The organism is Neorhizobium sp. P1_A6, assembly GCF_056406795.1.
Genome location: NZ_JBFTZM010000002.1, coordinates 176,361 through 193,842, shown reverse-complemented (window position 1 = coordinate 193,842; position 17,482 = coordinate 176,361). Strand labels below are relative to the sequence as shown.

General features: G+C 60.2%; 16 protein-coding genes and 3 pseudogenes. 11 read left to right on the top strand and 8 right to left on the bottom strand.

Features of this window, described 5'->3' with window-relative positions:
* Positions 1 to 51: 51 nt before the first annotated feature.
* Positions 52 to 339 (top strand): annotated as a pseudogene (locus AC1D3C_RS05045) (transposase); the annotation flags it as partial.
* A gap of 5 nt (positions 340 to 344) precedes the next feature.
* On the opposite strand, the pseudogene AC1D3C_RS05040 reads toward AC1D3C_RS05045, so the two are convergent.
* Positions 345 to 756: pseudogene (locus tag AC1D3C_RS05040) on the bottom strand (IS6 family transposase); the annotation flags it as partial.
* Positions 757 to 911: 155 nt separating this feature from the next.
* Positions 912 to 1,853 carry an NmrA family NAD(P)-binding protein gene (locus AC1D3C_RS05035; RefSeq protein WP_040125186.1) on the bottom strand — a complete coding sequence of 314 codons (942 nt, stop codon included), beginning with the start codon at positions 1,851 to 1,853 and terminating at the stop codon, positions 912 to 914.
* 74 nt (positions 1,854 to 1,927) lie between these two features.
* Between AC1D3C_RS05035 and AC1D3C_RS05030 the strand changes: the two genes are divergently transcribed.
* The gene (locus AC1D3C_RS05030) at positions 1,928 to 2,731 is read left to right on the top strand and encodes an AraC family transcriptional regulator (protein WP_040125187.1); all 804 of its coding nucleotides are present in this window, start codon (positions 1,928 to 1,930) and stop codon (positions 2,729 to 2,731) included.
* Positions 2,732 to 3,418: 687 nt separating this feature from the next.
* Here the strand turns inward: AC1D3C_RS05030 and AC1D3C_RS05025 are convergent.
* Positions 3,419 to 4,141 carry a TetR/AcrR family transcriptional regulator gene (locus AC1D3C_RS05025; protein WP_477482110.1) on the bottom strand — a complete coding sequence of 241 codons (723 nt, stop codon included), beginning with the start codon at positions 4,139 to 4,141 and terminating at the stop codon, positions 3,419 to 3,421.
* A gap of 139 nt (positions 4,142 to 4,280) precedes the next feature.
* On the opposite strand from AC1D3C_RS05025, the gene AC1D3C_RS05020 reads away from it, so the two are divergent.
* Positions 4,281 to 5,411 carry an FAD-dependent oxidoreductase gene (locus AC1D3C_RS05020; protein ID WP_040125189.1) on the top strand — a complete coding sequence of 377 codons (1,131 nt, stop codon included), beginning with the start codon at positions 4,281 to 4,283 and terminating at the stop codon, positions 5,409 to 5,411.
* Positions 5,412 to 5,802: 391 nt separating this feature from the next.
* Here AC1D3C_RS05020 and AC1D3C_RS05015 read toward each other — a convergent pair whose 3' ends face one another.
* From AC1D3C_RS05015 to AC1D3C_RS05005, 3 genes are read right to left on the bottom strand one after another with little or no spacing between them, the layout of a single operon-like run.
* Complete coding sequence (locus AC1D3C_RS05015) at positions 5,803 to 6,933, bottom strand: zinc-binding alcohol dehydrogenase family protein (protein WP_244447630.1); 1,131 nt, start codon at positions 6,931 to 6,933, stop codon at positions 5,803 to 5,805.
* Positions 6,934 to 6,935: 2 nt separating this feature from the next.
* Entirely contained in the window at positions 6,936 to 7,928 is a 993-nt protein-coding gene (locus AC1D3C_RS05010; RefSeq protein ID WP_040125193.1) for an NADPH:quinone reductase, read from the bottom strand.
* 29 nt (positions 7,929 to 7,957) lie between these two features.
* Complete coding sequence (locus tag AC1D3C_RS05005) at positions 7,958 to 8,830, bottom strand: NAD(P)-dependent oxidoreductase (RefSeq protein WP_040125195.1); 873 nt, start codon at positions 8,828 to 8,830, stop codon at positions 7,958 to 7,960.
* Between the two features lie 95 nt (positions 8,831 to 8,925).
* Here AC1D3C_RS05005 and AC1D3C_RS05000 point away from each other — a divergent pair, with 95 nt between their 5' ends.
* Positions 8,926 to 9,711 carry a helix-turn-helix transcriptional regulator gene (locus AC1D3C_RS05000; RefSeq protein WP_051900571.1) on the top strand — a complete coding sequence of 262 codons (786 nt, stop codon included), beginning with the start codon at positions 8,926 to 8,928 and terminating at the stop codon, positions 9,709 to 9,711.
* A gap of 214 nt (positions 9,712 to 9,925) precedes the next feature.
* Here AC1D3C_RS05000 and AC1D3C_RS04995 read toward each other — a convergent pair.
* Positions 9,926 to 10,832 (bottom strand): annotated as a pseudogene (locus AC1D3C_RS04995) (LysR family transcriptional regulator).
* A gap of 126 nt (positions 10,833 to 10,958) precedes the next feature.
* On the opposite strand from AC1D3C_RS04995, the gene AC1D3C_RS04990 reads away from it, so the two are divergent.
* The 3 genes from AC1D3C_RS04990 to AC1D3C_RS04980 are packed head-to-tail and all read left to right on the top strand — an operon-like array spanning position 10,959 to position 12,700.
* The gene (locus AC1D3C_RS04990; protein WP_040125197.1) at positions 10,959 to 11,672 is read left to right on the top strand and encodes an SDR family NAD(P)-dependent oxidoreductase; all 714 of its coding nucleotides are present in this window, start codon (positions 10,959 to 10,961) and stop codon (positions 11,670 to 11,672) included.
* Positions 11,673 to 11,697: 25 nt separating this feature from the next.
* Positions 11,698 to 12,282, top strand: coding sequence for an amidohydrolase family protein (locus AC1D3C_RS04985; protein WP_477482109.1), 585 nt, complete (start codon positions 11,698 to 11,700; stop codon positions 12,280 to 12,282).
* Positions 12,257 to 12,700 carry an amidohydrolase family protein gene (locus tag AC1D3C_RS04980; RefSeq protein WP_477482108.1) on the top strand — a complete coding sequence of 148 codons (444 nt, stop codon included), beginning with the start codon at positions 12,257 to 12,259 and terminating at the stop codon, positions 12,698 to 12,700. Before AC1D3C_RS04985 ends, AC1D3C_RS04980 begins: the two co-directional genes overlap by 26 nt.
* A gap of 40 nt (positions 12,701 to 12,740) precedes the next feature.
* Here AC1D3C_RS04980 and AC1D3C_RS04975 read toward each other — a convergent pair whose 3' ends face one another.
* Positions 12,741 to 13,664: a LysR substrate-binding domain-containing protein gene (locus tag AC1D3C_RS04975; protein ID WP_247035048.1), complete on the bottom strand. Its 924-nt coding sequence runs from the start codon at positions 13,662 to 13,664 to the stop codon at positions 12,741 to 12,743.
* 106 nt (positions 13,665 to 13,770) lie between these two features.
* Here AC1D3C_RS04975 and AC1D3C_RS04970 point away from each other — a divergent pair, with 106 nt between their 5' ends.
* The 4 genes from AC1D3C_RS04970 (at position 13,771) to AC1D3C_RS04955 (ending at position 17,441) form a co-directional block, all read left to right on the top strand.
* Complete coding sequence (locus tag AC1D3C_RS04970) at positions 13,771 to 14,184, top strand: nuclear transport factor 2 family protein (RefSeq protein WP_040125202.1); 414 nt, start codon at positions 13,771 to 13,773, stop codon at positions 14,182 to 14,184.
* An 84-nt stretch (positions 14,185 to 14,268) separates the two neighbouring features.
* Complete coding sequence (locus AC1D3C_RS04965) at positions 14,269 to 14,685, top strand: nuclear transport factor 2 family protein (protein WP_051900573.1); 417 nt, start codon at positions 14,269 to 14,271, stop codon at positions 14,683 to 14,685.
* Between the two features lie 60 nt (positions 14,686 to 14,745).
* A complete protein-coding gene (locus tag AC1D3C_RS04960) occupies positions 14,746 to 16,044 on the top strand; it encodes an epoxide hydrolase family protein (RefSeq protein ID WP_040125204.1) in 1,299 nt (432 codons plus the stop codon).
* 257 nt (positions 16,045 to 16,301) lie between these two features.
* Complete coding sequence (locus tag AC1D3C_RS04955) at positions 16,302 to 17,441, top strand: epoxide hydrolase family protein (protein WP_040125206.1); 1,140 nt, start codon at positions 16,302 to 16,304, stop codon at positions 17,439 to 17,441.
* The last annotated feature ends 41 nt before the right edge of the window (positions 17,442 to 17,482 follow it).

Genomic DNA, 17,482 nt, shown 5'->3' with positions numbered 1-17,482 from the left:
TGCGGTGGCCTACTGCCTTTGATTCATTGGGATCGAAAGGAGGCCGTTGCAATGAGTAATCTGCTGTTGTTGTCGGAGGCGCAAATGCGCCGGATCGAGCCGTATTTCCCGCTGTCTCACGGCGTTCCGCGCGTTGATGACCGGCTGATTTTGAGCGGTATTATCTTCGTTTTGCGCAACGGGCTGCGATGGCGCGACGCTCCGAAGGAATACGGCCCGCATAAGACGATCTACAACCGCTTCATCAGATGGAGCAGGCTTGGCGTGTTCAATCGTATCCTGGCCGAACTGACTGCAAAGCGGGGCAAACCTGAGCAATTGATGATCGATTGCCAGCACGGTCTCCGCGGCGCTCGGCCCTGGCTCTTTGAGAGCCTACGCATAAGGCGTTTGGCCGCCTTTGCATTGCGGCGGCTTTGCACCAACACCTCCAGAACAAACCCGTCCTGATCCACGGCACGCCACAGCCAGCGCTTCTTGCCCCGGATCGAAATGCCGGCCTTGTCGAGGTGCCACTTGTCGCCGAGCCGGCCGGCTGAGTGGCGGCGAATCTCGTTGGCGAAGGCATGTCCGAATTTCTCGGCCCAAAGCCGGACCGTTTGATGCGAGACGATGATCCCACGGGCAGCCAGCAAACCCTCGACCATTCGCAGGCTGAGAGGGAAACCGGAAATAGAGCCACACCGCGTGGGCAATGATTTCAGCGGGAAAGCGATGGCGGCGATAGAGTGGACACGGTCTTTCATGGCCCGTCATCGCACATCGAATTCCACATTCCGTTAAGTTGACGATGCCGCGATTTCGGCTGGAGCGCCAATTGCGGTCATATAGCTACCGCAATAATTTGCGACAGCATCCAGTAAGGACTGAAAATTGCTGGGACAATTCAAAAGAACCAGCATGACATCCAGCTAGTCTCTGGCGGTCCACATGGGAAACGTCTCTCGTTGGTCTCCCGCTCTGACCGCCTCCAAGTAACGCGGCTTCCAAACATCACCAATGAACCGCTCCATCGTTGTGGGCAATTTCGGACGATCCTCGTGCTCCCCATGGAACCTTACGATGCCATTGTTCAAAGCGTCAGCACTCAGAGTGTCGTCCTGCCATTTCTCCGGCGTCCCGAACCGCGCCAGAAATTCGGCTTCCACGTCTTTGCGGGTCGTCTCGATGTATCGGTACTCCACCGGCCTGCCGATCTCCTTGCCAATGATCACGGCCAGTTCGTTCATCGAGACATCTTCCGAGCCGACTTCGAGATAGACGCGGTGTCTGCCCGTCGGATTGGTCAGTTCCTTCGCTGCCAGCCATGCGATGTCATCGGTCGCTACCCAAGGCATCTTCAAATCAGGTTTGCAGAACCAGGCAATTCGACCGTATTTGGCAACCGGTGCCGTCCACGCCTGCAGATCTTCCATGAACCATGCGGCGCGCAGGTGGACCAAATTGATATTGCCGAGTTCGTTGAGCTTTTGGTCCAGATCGTGAAAGCACTCGAAATGACCCGTCTTCCCCTTCACGTCCGACCCCATGGCCGTCAGGCTTACGGCCAGTTTGACGGAGGATTTTTCGAGCGTATCGACGAAGCGCTGGGCAACAGCGGGGTAGTGTCCCTCGATGTTGTTCCAATCGGTCTTCACCATGAGAAAGGCGGCATCCGCATCCTGGAAAAATTGGTCAAGGTCTCCCGCTCCAGTGTCAAAGCTTCCCAGGAATGGCTCTGCTCCGAGCTCGACCAGTGCGTCGAGCGCGGGGCCACCTCTCGACAACACTCTGACCTGATGCCCGGCGCTCAGCAGGGTCCGGGTCAGCTTGGCGCCAACTCGTCCCGTTGCGCCGACGACAGAAATTCGCATAACAGTCTCCTTTCGGTGGTTGATCGCCCGATAGTAGACTATTGCAGGGCGCACGAATTTGGAGATAATGCCAAATGATCTCCAAATCGGGCCAATCCGCAAAGCTGCTGCGCTCCTGCTACGACGACTTCGATCCCGACTGGTCAGATCGCCCGGCCTTCGCTGTCCGCCTCGACTTCAGTGACTATGAAGCTGAGGTGCCCCAGCACCGGCACAAGCAAGGGCAGCTCATTTTGGCCCTGCACGGGGCGGTCACCTGCAAGACGGAAAATGGCCTCTGGATTGTCCCACCGGACTGCGGAGTCTGGATACCCGGCGGCGTGCCCCACAGCAACCAGGTCACGTCCAACGCACGCCTGTCCTATCTGTTCGTTCAACCAGACGCGGCGACGCTGCCGCAGGAGTGCTGCACTTTGTCTGTGTCGCCGATGCTCCGCGAGATGATCCTCCGACTGGCAGATGTATCGGTCAACTATGCTCCAGACGACCATGTCGGCCGCATGGTGCGGGTCTTGCTGGATGAACTCGCGCAAATGCCGATACAGGGGCTGGACTTACCCGCGTCCAGCCATCCCAAAATCGCCGCGATCACTGCTGCCCTGATGGCGGAGCCGAGCGACCGTCGCACCCTGGTCGATTGGGCGGCACACGTTGCCATGAGTGAGCGATCCTTAAAGCGGCTGATGGTCCAGGAAACGGGGCTGACCTTCGGCCGATGGCGGCGGCAACTGCACCTGATCATCGCGTTGCGCGAACTGGCCAGCGGCGCGACGGTCCAGAGGGTGTCGAGCGACTTGGGATACGAATCGGCTACCGCCTTTATCGTCATGTTCAAGAAGGCATTGGGCACAACGCCAACGCGCTACTTCGCGAGTTGATTTGCCGAATGGCCAAATTCGGCACCACTGGTCGGCCTTTGCTGCGTGTGCCATGACCGCGATGGGCCGACTGCGGACGATGATCTTGCCTCGTCCCGCCCAGGAAAAAGCTCGAAAGGAGCTTGACCTCACCCCGCCGATTAGAGAAGCGCCGCAATGCGTAAGGCGGGACCGACTACCTCCGGCGAACGCGCTCCGTTGATCTTCTGCCTATGCGGCGTCGCTTGCCCGTGAGAGAAATCGCGATCGTACGCAGCTAGCGAGGCCACATAGGCATCCGCGGGCAAGAACATGGTGTACCGCTGGATCCACAACGCGTTGAGCGGCCACGAGAGAATCGTGCACGCGGCCGCACTTCGCCTGTGCCTTCGCCGGAGGCGAGCCGGTTCTTGGATCGATGTCTCGAGCCGACGGCCGATCGGTCATATCGGCGCTCGCAATCGGCACAGCTACCTGAGCTCAACGGCAAGCGCTTCGTCCGGCTTCAGCCAAACAACGTGACATCACCCTGCCGACACCTCGCCACACGCTATCACCGCCCCGCCGCCATCTTCCTCGGCAGGATCCATCTCGTCGCGAGCGTCATGTGGTGTTTTTGAGTCCTAGTGCTGAAAGCGAACTGAAAGGGTGACGCAAAATAGAAGCTGTGCCGCGAGCCTGATCCGTCCTCGAGGCCTAGCCCACCCCTCAGTTCGGAGATCTTCGCGCAATCCCGTCGAGGACGCACTCGAGGCCCTCGTAAAAAACTGCCTCAGGCGTGGGATGATCCATTTCACTGATGACCCTGGCGAGCATCGGGAAGCGTCCAGTCGCGATCATTCTTTGCATATACGGCCAGTTTTCGGCTTGCCATTCCGCTTTGGTCATCTCGCTTTCCAAAACTGCGACCGCTTCGGCAGTCTCGTCGCGGACCGCACCGAGGACATAGGCGCCGATAACCTTCGCCGCCTGGAAAATCGCATCAATCCCGTCGAGGCTAGGCGCATCTGCGACTGCTGCCAACATAGCCTCGGTGAACGCCAGGGCATTGGGGCCTTGATGCGGCCTTCCGCCCAACAAGGCGATGAACCAGGGGTGGCGGAATGCGGCACCCCGCAAGGCACATGCAAGTGTAGCGATTTGCAGGCGCCATTCATCCGCGGGTGTCTCTTTTTCGGCGAGCATTTCCGCGTAGACCGCGTCGATCATTAGCGCAAGCAGATCCTCCTTGGTGGCGATGTAGCCATAAAGCCGCATGGGACCTGCACCCAGCGCGGTTGCCACGTTGCGCAGGGTCACCGCCGAAAGCCCTTCGGCATYCGCCAACGCGATGGCGGTACGGACTATGGCGTCGCGGCTGAGCGGCACAGGGGCGGGACGCGGCCGGGGCTCCGGACGCTCCCAGGGCATGCTGGATGCATTCTTCGACATACCGGCAGGATAGCATCCAAATTCGACCAATGCGACGTATGTTTCGATACATTGCATCGAACGATACAATGTATCGATTCTTCGGCCGGGCTCTGCTATTGGATAGCCTCGAAAATCGTCCCTCCTGTCCGGAATTCAAATGCACAGTCCAAAAGTGATCATCATCGGCGCGGGGGTGGCTGGTCTCAGCCTCGCCATCATGCTTGCCGAACAGAATATCGATTGTCAGGTTCTCGAAGCGAGGGAACGGTTCGATGGGCCGACGAGCGGCGTGCGCGTATCCGCCGAGGGTGTCGCCATCCTGAACCTGATAAAACTGCCCCCTGTGGGCGAGGCCACAAAGAGAGTGGACATGCGCTTTGGCTGCCTGTCCGCCAGCTTCTCCGCTCGGGAGATTGCTCCCTCCGCAATCATCGTCACGCGGCTGGCGCTCCATGAAAAACTGATGAAGCGCGCACAGGCCCTCGGCATTCCGGTGACAACCGGGTTCAAGGTCGCCAGTCTAACCGAACGGGACGGCGGGGTCGAAGTGACGTCGCACTCGCGGGAAACCGTTACCGGCACCCTGCTCGTCGGGGCAGATGGCGTGGGTTCAACGGTCCGGCAGTTCCTGAACCCCGGCCAGGGGTCAACCAAGACCTATGCCGGATATCTGGGGATCGGGCTCATTATCCGTGACGATGCCAACGTCGAAATGACGCTCTACCACTATCCCGGCCAACAGGTCGGAATCGCCTCCTGCGGGAAGGCGCACGAGACAGCCACGAAGCCGAGCGTATTCCTGTGGACGCATATTCCCATGCCCGAAGCGGAGGCCGGCCTGGCAACGCGAGCGGGTGTCGAGGCAGAACTGGCGAGACGCGCTGAACGATGGAGCCCTGAGCTTCGCAGCAAATTCGACCAGTTCACCAAGGACGCCGACGCCATATTGGCCTACGGCCCTGTCTATAATGGAACGTCCCCGGTCCGATGGTTCAGCGACCGGACTATCTTATGCGGGGATGCCGCACATCCCTATGGACCTGGCGGACAAGGAATCAGCATGGCGCTGAAGGATGCCAGGGCGCTGTGCGACGTCATCGCGCACGGCTTTACCGAAAATAACAAGGAGGAATTCCAGAGAACCCGAGGTCAGGAGGCCCGCATCCTTGGTGAGGCGGCAGAGAAGAGGAATGCCAAGACGGCACCGCCTACTCAATGGGGGGTATTCATTGAGGGAATTGTCATGAAGGCTACCGAGATCATCACTCGGGGGAAGCTGATATTTTGAGGCCGTGGCACTGCAGAACTGGACAGGTCACGGACCGGCGAGGAACTCGCCACGTGCCTCCATCTCGATATGCTGCCGGCCAGAGGCACAATCTCTCGAAGCTGGCGGTTCCGGATCGTTCTTTCAATTTTCGTGGCTTCGATCCGTGGCACGATCAATCTCATTCATTGTTGGGCGATTGATCGGCCCGTTCTTGAAAGAGACATCTCTTGTATGCGGCTTGATGAAGGTGCCCACGAACGGCGGGTTTGGAAAATCTGACGAGCTACTGCATCATTTCAACTGCGTCTGACATTGGCCCCGCGATTCAAGTATGCCCTGATTCAACGGGATGGCGCCCATGCCGGAACTAGCTCACGCGGCATTTCCACCGTATGCCGGAGCCGTTCGCCTATGCCTCCAGACTCACCACTATTTTTGCGCCTGACATCCCACTTTTCTGAGTGTGCAGGGCGGTCTGGAGGCTTTCCAAGCCGTGGCCAGCGATCTGCGCCGGTGGCGCGGGCTGGAATTTACCTCCGGCAAGCGCATCGGCGAGAAAGTCGACATACACGATTTTGCTGACCTCGTTATCTTTGAGGCTGGTCCCAAAGATTAGTCTGGTTTCAACGCCGGCAGCTAAGTCCGTTGGAGGAGGCAGCGTTGTCGACACGAACCGTCTCCCGTCGCAAACGCTGACTGCAGAAAAGCAATCCTGGATATTTCCTGTCGCATGGAGGGCGCCAACGAACTCTCTTCCGCGCAGAGCTTCCACCACCTGATCTACCACGTACTTATCGGCATGGTCGAACATGAGCGTAGCGCCCAGGCTCTTCACCATGTCCATGTTATGCGGCGATGCCGTAGTGATGCATTCGTAGCCTGCAGCAACAGCGAGCTGGATTGCATTGCACCCGACACTCGATGAGCCGCCCCAGACCAGGATGGTCTTTCCTGTCGCTTTCGGCGTCAACGACGGGTGTTCCAAGCCAAGGTGGTTCTTTTCGAACAAGCCGCAAGCCGCGGTACCGAGGCCGAGAGGCAGGACGGCGGCATTCACATAGGAAATATTCGACGGTATTTTCGAAGCCATGTTTGAGAGGACTAGGGTAAAGCTCTGAAAAGCGCCGTGCGCAGGCCGATTTGTGGTCGCCCCAACCGCTTGCCCAAGGACGCGGTCGCCAACCTTGAATCTCACGACATTGGTGCCGACCGCAACGACATCTCCTGCGACATCGCTGCCGAGGATCGCGGGATAGTCCAGCCATGGGAACAGCGCGGTGTCCTGCAGCAACCAGTCCACTGGATTGATGGCGATTGCCCTGTTTCGGACAAGGATTTCGTTCGGACCGGGTTGCGGCGCTTCAATGGGGGCCAACTGAAGTGGTTGACCGAGATCGGGCTGCCAGGCAGCGATAGAATGGTCCATGTTTTCTCCCCGATGTTTAGAAGTTATTTGATTGCGGGGGCTGCCTACCGCGACCACGCCGACCGGAATTGTCCTGACCGGTTGACTGCCGATGAGCACGTTCTTGCCCGGCACTTTCAATCACCGACCCGGACAAGAATTTTGCCGACGATCTTTCCGGATTCCTGGGCTGCATGCGCTTGGGCAATGTGCTGCATTGGAACTTCGAGGCCGATGTGAGGCCGATAGCGACCTGCCGCAACGCATGCCGTCACCTCCTTAACGGCCAACTGAAAGGCCGCGTCCGGAATGGTGGTGAAAAACACGAAGCGAAACACATAGCTCCCGAACATCGCTGTCCGGAACGGCATCGTCAGCTTGGCTGTGGGATCTTCTGTCGCATAGGCCGTGACAACCCCGCCTGGCGCCAGACATGCGATGTCGACGTCGACATTGTTGGCGAGATCAACGTCAACAATCCGATCGACGCCGGCATCTCCGGTAGCGTTCCTGATGGCCGCAGCAACATCTTCGGAATGCCTGTTGATGACGAGGTCGGCGCCAGCGTCGAGTGCCACCTTCTCCTGTTCCGGGCGGCTGACGGTCGCCGCGACCCATGCCCCGGCCCACTTTGCGAGAAGGATCGCGGCAGTGCCGACAGCGCCGCCGCCGCCCTGGACAAGAACTCGCCGCCCGCGGACATCTCCATCGGCAAACAGGCATCGATGCGCGGTAATCGCCGCCACGCCCAAACAGGCGCCGGTCTCGAACGAGGTGTTGTCCGGCAAAGGGACTGCCAGGTTGCTTGGAAGCACCACGAACTCTGCAGCGGTTCCATAGGGCCGGCCGTATTGCGCGCGGTAAAGCCAAACCCGTTCTCCGAGCCGTGCTTCGGGGACACCGGGGCCGATCTTGTCGATCGTGCCTGCGCCATCGTGATGGGGAACGATGCGGGGGAACGCCATCGGCGCACCGGCAAAGCCAGTCCTGGCTTTGATATCGGTCGGATTGACACTGGAAATCGCGACCCTCACGCGGACCTCGCCGAAACCGGGTTCGGGATCGGCAAGTTCCCCAACCACAAGAACGTCGTCGGCGGTCCCTTGCCGATCATAATAGGCTGCTAGCATGGTGTGCCCTCACTTCTAGGGATGATCATCTATGCAACCGCGCTGGCCATTCGAGCCGAACGCCCCAATGCGGTAGACCAGTCCTCTGCTCCAAAGCCCATGTCTTGCGCTCGGGACAGGCTTTCGCGGAGGGCCTTCAGAACTCGGTTGCTCAATTGATTTTCTGCGGAGATCGCCGCCAGCAGCCCCATATCCTTGATCGGCATCGCAAGTCCGCTCGCAGGAAGCGGTCGAGCACCGGTGATGGATCGCGCGTAGTTTTTGTAGATTGGCGACGCAAATATGGTTTCTGTCATCAGGGTCATGAAGGCGTCGGCATCTGCTTTCTCGGCCTTCAGTATTCCCGTCGTTTCCGCCATGGCTGCGACCGCGGCGCCGATCAGGAAGTTGCCGCAGAGCTTCGCGACGTTCGCTTGACGAGGCTCATTGCCTAGTGCCCAGACGCGACCAAAACTCTCGAGATAAGGACGCGCCTTTTCAAGCAGCGCGGGGTCGCCGGCGACGCATATATTGGCGGCCTTTTGCTCAACAGCTTCGGGTCGTCCGAACAGCGGAGCAGCGAGATAGCCCATGCCCGCATTCTGATGCGCCAAGGTAAGCTCATCGGCGAGATTTGGGCTCAGCGTTGACAGACAGACGTGCAGAGTCTCTCGACCAGTCGCCGAAGCAATTGCCTCGTGCGTGATGACCTCGCGAACGGCGGCATCGTCGAACAGGATGGACAAGACCAGTTCGGAAGCGAACGCGGCGCGGACGTCATTCAGCGGAGTTGCGCCCAACGCCACCATCTTTTCGACAGCGGCAGGCGACCGGTTCCAAACCCGCACCTCTTCGCCGAGAGTGAGAAGGTGGGGGACAACGGCGGTCCCGATTCTCCCAAGGCCGACAACCGAAACCGACATGAACTTCTCCCTGTTGCCAAGACAATATCGGGAGGTTTAGACTGTTACTATATGACTTTTATCCTGTTACTAAAGTAATAGCTGGGGATGCTTGGATGACGGCGGAGCGATTGGCACGACCAGCGGCGCGAAACGAGCTGTCGGAGTTCGTTCGGTATTGTCGCGAGCAAGCCTCACCCGAAGAACTTGGCATAAGTCCCGGTCCCCGCAGACGGACAAAGGGTCTTCGCCGCGAGGAGGTCGCGACCTTAGCTGGCGTTGGCATCACTTGGTACACGTGGTTCGAGCAAGGGCGCGATATTCAGGTTTCCGATGATTTCCTCAATCGCCTGGTCCGCGGTCTTCGGCTCGACCGTGCCGAGCAGGAGCATCTTTACGCTTTGGCTGGTCGGGTGGCCCGGCGGTCTCAAGCGCAGGTTTCAGAGTTGCCCGCCGGGCTTTTGACCATGATCAACGCTCTTTCCGACCCCGCCTACATTCTCGACAAAAGGTGGGATGTCTTGGCCTTCAACAAGGCGGCGTCTGAGCAGTTTCCGATGTTCGGTGAGCAAAACCCGAACATTCTTCGCATCGTGTTTTTTTCCGACGCTTACCGGAAAAGCGTGCGTGACTGGCAATCGACAGCCCGACTTATGTTCCTCAAAGCCCGTCATGACTACCTTACCGGCGGCTCGGATCCGATCCTTCGCGGTTTGCTGGATGAGATAGTGGATGCGTTTCCGCTTGCGAAGAAATGGTGGAGCGACCCGGAAATCGTCCGAATTGGCGACAGCCGAAAGGAATTGCATTCGGCAAACTTTGGCTGGCGGACCTTTCACCTCAGCGTGCTCGTTTATGAAGACAGGCCCGACATTCGGATCATCGTCTACAGTACTGGGTGAGGATAGCTGATGGACCAACCCCCAGGCTGCCAGGCCAGCGGAAAAACAGAGCCTATCGAAGCCTGCTACCTTGCGGTACGGTCCGAAAGCAATGTCGGTTTTAGTACGAACATCGCTACGGAGACGCCTTCCCTCGTAAGCTCAAATGGTTTCCGCCTTTCCGGACGATGATGCCCATGCCCGTGTTGAAATCGCAGCCTGCGTCTGGCTCGCGTCAGGGCATCGCCTGACAGATCGCGGCGAGTTTCTGCCGAAACCATCGGTGGGCCGGGTCTGCATTGAGGCGGGGGGGGCCACATCACGCTGATTGTCAGTTCGGGCGTGGACACGGGAAGGCCGAAGTCTTCCAGGCCTTGCGCTGCCACTTCCCCATTGCGAAGACAGGAGCGCGGCACCAACGCGATGAGGTCGGACTGGCGCGCGATCGTTAACGCATCGAGGAAACCTGGGACAACCGCGATGACTTTGCGTTCCAGGCCCAGTTCCTGAAGCGCGTTGTCCACTGGACCCGTTAACGCGCCCCGGCGCGATGCGACGACATGCCCACAAGCGGCGTAACGCTGCGGCGTCATCGCTCCGTCGAGCAAGGGGTGTCCAAGGCGGGCCACACCGATGAAGCGGTCGCGAAAGAGCCGCAGGGTGCGCACTTCAGGCGCGGACACACCCTGAGTGCCAACTTCGATGTCGATCGTTCCCTCCCGTAACGGGGTCGCATCCTTGTCGGGTTTAGGCGCGAAGCGAAGGCGAACAAGCGGGGCCTCGCGCGTAATCGCCGTGACGATCGCCGCAGCGAATAGCGTGACGAAACCTTCGTTGGCGCGAATCGTGAAGGTTCGGTCGAGCGAAGCCAGGTCCAGTGACCCTACGGTTGGCGTCAGCACCGCACGCGCATCGCGGGCGAGGACGTGAACGCGTTCTACCAGTTGCGCGGCATAGGGGGGTGGGGACGAGTGAGCGCCCGGCTTGTACCAACAGCGGGTCGCCCGTGGCCGAACGCAGCCGCGCCAGCGTCCGACTCATAGCGGAAGGGCTGAGGCCGAGAGTCTGGCAGCGGACGTCACGCTGCGCTCCGTCAGCAACACGTCCAGTGCCGTAAGGAGGTTCAGGTCGACAGCGTTCATAGCAGCATTATACCGCGGCTTCGCGCAATGCATAGCGTTCGGCGCAATCATACTTTGCGTCTTATGCGTCTGGTGCATCCCGTGGTCAAACGCATAATTGGGCGGCAACGATGAAAGGCCGGCCACATGAATAGATTTTCGGGTGAGCATCCCAGGACAATACTGCTTGTCGGCGCATCGCGCGGCCTTGGACATGCGATGGCGATCGAGTTCGTCAAGCAGGGATGGCAGGTCGTGGGCACGGTCCGCGAAAGCGGCCGGACCGATTTACACACGCTCGCCGATGCCCATCCCGATCAGGTAACGATCGCGCCGCTCGACATCACCGAGCCTGAGCAGATTTCAGCGTTGCACGAGCAACTGTCAAACCGCGTCTTGGACATCCTGTTTGTCAACTCTGGTATAGCCAATAGAGACGCATCCGCGCCGATCGCCCAGGTTTCGACCGACGAATTCATGCACGTGATGCTGACCAACGCGCTGGGGGTGATGCGCGCCGTCGACGGCCTCCAGGATTTGGTAGCTGCCGATGGTCTCATCGGAGTCATGTCGTCCGGACAGGGCAGCATCGCCAACAACACCAATGGCGGCTTCGAGGTCTATCGCGCAAGCAAAGCCGCCCTCAATCAACTGATGCGGAGCTATGCCGCCCGCCATGCCGACGATCCACGTGCGATGGTGTTGATGGCACCAGGCTGGATCCGCACCGCGCTGGGCGGACCAAACGCGCCGTTCAGCATTGAGGAGACCATTCCGACCCTGGTCGAAACGCTGCTCGTGCAGCGGGGGAAATCGGGGCTGCGCTTCATCGACCGGTTTGGCGAGACCGTGCCGTGGTGATCGCTCAAGGGACGGGAAGAGACCTATGAAGCTAACCGGCATCGAGGAGCACTATCTGACGGCGGAAGTGCGCGAGGCCTGGAATGCGATTGATCTGGCTTCGGCGGATCCTTGCGTTTCCATTCACTCAGGAGAGCTCGAACGGCGTTTGCTTGATCTTGCCGACAGACGCATCGCCCTGATGGACGAGACCGGGCTCGACGTTCAGGTTCTGTCGCTGACCACGCCGGCGCTGCACGATTTGGGGCTGGAAAGCGTCGGTCTCGCACGAAGCGCCAACGATGCAGTAGCGGAGGCGGTCGCGCGGCGACCCGATCGTCTGCAGGCATCGGCGACGCTGCCGGTGGCGATGCCGGACGAGGCCGCGCTGGAACTGGAGCGCTGCGTCCGAACCCTTGGCTTCAAGGGAGCCATCCTGTGCGGTCGGGTCGGACATCGAAATCTCGACTATCCGGAACTTCGTCCTCTATTCGAGAGCGCAGCCGCGCTGAACGTTCCTTTGCTGCTTCATCCCCGCACGCCCCCCAGAGGTTCGAGCCGCCTATTATTCCGGCTTCTCAGTAGAAGTCGATGCCGTATTCGCCATGTTCGGTCTCGGCTGGCATTATGATGCGGGCATCCAGTTCCTGCGTTTGGTGCTGAGCGGCACGTTCGATCGGTTGCCCGGCTTGCAAGTGATCCTCGGCCATTGGGGCGAGGTCGTGCGGTTCTATGCCGAACGGCTGGCGGCATTGGACCGCTTCTCGGGACTGAATCACCCTATTGCGACTTACCTGCGCCGCAACTTATACGTCACTGCGAGCGGCATGTTCCTGCCCGACTATCTGGCGAGGGCCGCCGCGATCGTCGGAGCGGACCGGCTGCTGTTTTCCACGGACTTTCCCTACCAATATCGTCCGGGCGGCGATGCGCGGCGATTTCTGGCGGACTGCGGGCTGGGCGAAACCGATCAGGCCGCGTTCGTTTATGGCAACTGGGTTCGCCTGACCGAAGGCGACCCAGCGACGTCGAACCGTGGCCAAAACTGACTGCATCTGATAGCGAAGCTCGGACGCGCGCCAGGTCGGTTCATGGACTTGTCCCGACTTTTGGTAACGCGAAGCCAGCCACCAGGTAATCGAGCAGGGCGCGGACGGCCGGTATCATCCCACGTCTGGATGGGAATACCGCATGCACGACGCCGCCGGGCGTCTTCCATTCTGGCAGCAGCCAAGTGAGGGCTCCGGCCTCGACTTCCATGGCGACCAGGTGGGCCGGTATGAGCGCGGCGCCGAGGCCGTCCAAAGCCGCGCCCTTTAGGGTCAGAAGATCATCTGTCGCAAGCCGGGGCATGATGGCGAGTTCTGACTTCTGCCCGGACAGGTGGGTCAGCCGCCACATGGTCCTGCCATCCGGCGCCGCCATTGACAGCAATGGCATGCCCGCCATGTCTCCAATAGCCGCAGGTTCCCCATAGGTGCGAACCAGGTCGGGCGTGGCGACCAGGATCATCTCTGAAATTCCAAACTGGCGCATGGCCAGTTCGGTATCCTCGATCGGCGGCAATCTCACGCGGATGGCAAGGTCGAGACCTTCTTCGATTACATCCACGCGCCGGTTGGTCGCATTAAGCGCAATGCGTACCTCAGGATAATCGCCCAGGAAACGACCGAGCAAGGCGCCGAGCCCCCCCTGCAGCAACCCGATCGGGCAAGACATCCGCACCAGCCCCTGAGGCCTGGCAAGGATGTGGTCGATCGCATCCCTTGCCGCCTGCGCTTCTTGGAGCAGTGCCACACAGTGTCGGTGGAAGATCTGACCGGCTTCGGTCAGCGACAAATGACGGGTCGTGCGATTGATCAGGCGCACGCCCAGTTCTTCCTCAAGCCGGGTAACCCGCCGGCTGAGTTTCGAAGTCTGAAGATCCAATGCTTTTGCCGCAGCCGTATAGGAACCCGAGTCCACGACCCGGGCAAAATAGTAGAGATCATTGAGGTCGGTGACGGATCGCATGATGGTCATTATTCTACTGGGAGCAAAAATCCATTGCAATTGGAGGCCTGAACATCAGTCTGGTGCAGTCCTATCTCGTCTGAAGAGCAGTAGAGGAGATAAGCACATGACTGAGAATGAGAAGATTGTCCGCGCGGCCTACGAGACCGCCGAGCGCCAGGATCTTGAGGCATTTATCAACTGTTTCACACCCGATGGTACGCTGACTGACCAATCCATCGCTGTCACCTACCAAGGCCGTGATGTGGCCAAGACGGTAGCAGTCTATGCGAAGGCCTTTCCCGACATGCATCGCGAACTGTTTCGCATGTTCGAGGTCGGCGACACGATCGTTGTGGAGCTGGCGCTACAGGGCACCCACAAGGGGCCACTCGACCTCCCGTCGGGAACCGTTCAGCCGACGGGCAAGCGAATGGACGCACCTTGCTGCGATGTCTTCCAAATCCGGGACGGCAAGATCCAGTCGTTCAACTGCTACCCCTCGGGCACCGTTGTCATGCAGCAACTCGGGCTTCGCTGAAGGCAACAACGGACGGACGAATTCGCCGCCGGGTAAACCTAGGTGCGGCCAGCCCCCTGGGCCATCTTCCGAGGAGATCTCATTATGAAAAAGTCATCTGAGTCCGCAGACCGGATTCGTGAGCTGCTCGACCAGAACCTGCAGGAGGTTTTCGGCGAGAACAACGATGAGCGCCGCCGCGCGGCGATCGGCGAACTCTGGGCGAAGGACGGCGTCCTCTATGTCCCGCCGGGCGTGATCGTCGGACGAGAGGCGATCGACAAGTTCGCTGGCGATCTCCGCAAGAAACAACCACACTTCGCCTACACGCCGCGTGGCGCGCCGCAGGTGCTCCACAACGCAGGTCGGCTCGCCTGGGGTTCGGGGCCGCGCGGCGAAGCGCCGGCATACACGGGATGCGATGTGATAACCGTCCGCGATGGCGGGATCACGGCCCTCTACGTCTTCCTCGACGAGAACTCGGAAGAGCTCCGTTGGAGTGGCGGCCAGATCGCGAGCTAGCCCAATGGTCCGAATCCCGACCGTTCCGCGAACGCTGCTTTATTTCGAAGGAGCCATCCGATGATCCGGCAATCGTCTTTCAATAATCTGAAATCGCCGTCGCGCAGGCTGGTTCTGCGCGGCCTGGTCAAAGGCATCACAGTCGCAACGCTTGGGGACTTGTCGACCGAAGCGTTTGCTGAAGATGCGACGCCCGTTCTCGCTCCTGCCAGCTCCGCGATCATACCCTTCCGGGTGGCCGTCCCGCAGGCTGCGCTAGACGACCTGAAGCGGCGCTTGGTCACAGCACGCCTTCCCGAGCGGGAGACAGTGGCCGACTGGTCGCAGGGCGTCCCGCTGGCCAAGGCCAAGGCGCTGATCGCCCATTGGCGTGACCATTACGACTGGAGGCGCTTTGAGCGTCGGATCAACACGATCCCGCAGTTCCGCACCGAGATCGATGGGCTCGGGTTTCATTTCATACATGTACGGTCGAAGCATCCGGGCGCGCTGCCGATGATCCTGACGCATGGCTGGCCGGGGTCGGTCGCCGAGTTCTTGGACGTGATCGGGCCGCTGACCGACCCAACCGCACACGGCGCTCGCGCTGAGGACGCGTTCGACGTCGTGATCCCCTCGCTGCCCGGCTTCGCCTGGTCCGACAAGCCGCGCGAGGGCGGTTGGACGGTCGAGCGGACGGCGCGTGCCTGGGCGACACTCATGCAGCGGCTGGGCTACACCCGCTGGGTCGCCCAAGGCGGCGACTGGGGAGCCGGCGTGACCCATGCGCTGGGCCATCTGCGGCCAGCCGGGCTCGTCGCTGCCCACGTGAACTGGCAGTTGGTGGTTCCCGATAAGCTTCCCGATCATCCGACCCCTGAGGAGCAGCTTGCCATCGACGGCGTCAGGCGCTTCACCGGCGACGGCTACGGCTACTTCCGCGAACAGGCAACGCGCCCGCAGACCATCGCCTACGGCCTGGCAGATTCGCCTGTCGGACAAGCGACCTGGATCTACGAGAAGTTCCAGGCCTGGACCGATAACCGGGGAAACCCCGAGGATGCCCTGAGCATCGACCGGATGCTCGACGACATCTCGATTTACTGGTTCACGGGCACGGCGGCGTCCTCCGCTAGGTTCTACTGGGAGAACGCGCGGAACGGTCGCGGTGCTAATGCCGGCCGAATCGAACTGCCGATGGCGGCGACGGTGTTCCCGCATGAGATTTTCACGACGACGAAGGCCTGGGCTGAGGCGCTGTGGCCGAACCTGTTCTACTGGAACAAGGTTGATCGTGGTGGCCACTTCGCGGCCGTCGAGCAGCCCGCGATCTTCGCTGATGAGATGCGCAAGGCGTTCCGCTCGATCCGCAGCGGCTGATCGGCATACCGTTTGCTGAAGTGGACGCTCACGACAAAATAAAAGACGAGCTGACTGACCGATTCCCGCGCCTGCACTGTTTTACCCGCCAAGCAGGTCGAATAAGGTCGAACCGGCGCGCGTGACGAAATGTACGCTGCGCGATTGAGGCTAAGTCCCCGCGGCCTAGCTATTGTCCGATGAGACTCACGGTGTGCGCGAAGCCATCAACGAGGGCGATCCGCCCAATACTGGAGCACTAATTCAAGGAGGGAAAAATGGCGACGCCATTTACCATCCATATTCCCGATCAACGCCTTAATGAGATCAGGCGCAAAGTCGAAGCTTATGACTGGGATCAGCTGCCAGACGCCGGGGGCTGGCGATCCGGAATAGGCAAAGCGGATCTTCAGCGCCTGGTCAGGTTCTGGCTTGACGGATTCGACTGGCGCGAGGTCGAGCGTAGGCTAAATCGGCGTCCTCATTTCACCGCTGAGGTTGACGGCCAGCGCCTTCATTTTATCCACGAAGTAGGCGACGGGACCAAACCGCCCATCCTTCTTCTACACGGCTGGCCGGGGTCCTTCATTGAGTTCGAGCAGATGATCGATCCGCTCATCGCAGACGGCCATGACGTGGTCATACCGTCCCTCCCGGGCTTCGCCTTCTCCAACCCGACCACAGGCATCCTTGGTCCGATCCGGATTGCGGAGCTACTGCACAGGTTCATGACCGAGCTATTCGGCGAGCGGCGCTACTTTGTGCAGGGCGGCGATTGGGGCGCGGGCATCGCTACCCGAATGGCCTATGGTCGTCCGCAAGCATTGCTTGGCATCCACCTCAACATGGTCCCGATCACGGCCGCTGATGTGCGTCCGACGACGTCCGCTGAGGAGGACTGGCAGGCCCGTTTCGCTGCCAATTCCGATCGAGAGAGAGGTTACAGCCATGAGCAGGGTACGCGGCCCCAAACGCTAGGCGTCGCGATGGCAGACAGTCCCGTTGGTGCGGCGGCCTGGATCCTTGAGAAGTTCGGTGTCTGGTCCGACTTGCCGAAGCGCGATGATGGCAGCCCTGACCTATGGGAGCGCTTTTCCGAAGAGCAATTGCTGACCAACATTATGCTTTACGTGGCGCCCGCTGCGGTCGTGACTGCGACCTGGATCTATCAAGGCCAACGGGAAGAGGGTGCAGACAAGGTGCCCGCCGGGACGCGTGTGGACGTGCCTACAGGCGTCGCCGCGTTCCCTGACCCCGTCTTCATACCTCCGCCGCGATCGTACGCGGAGAAGACGTACAATATCGTGCGTTGGACTGAGATGACCAAGGGTGGTCATTTCGCAGCGATGGAAGAGCCGGAACTGCTGCTCGCGGATCTGCGTGCCTTCATCGCTAGTACTCAGGGACATCACCGTTGAGATCGGGATTTTTGCCACTAGCCCGCCGCACCATTCGCGAG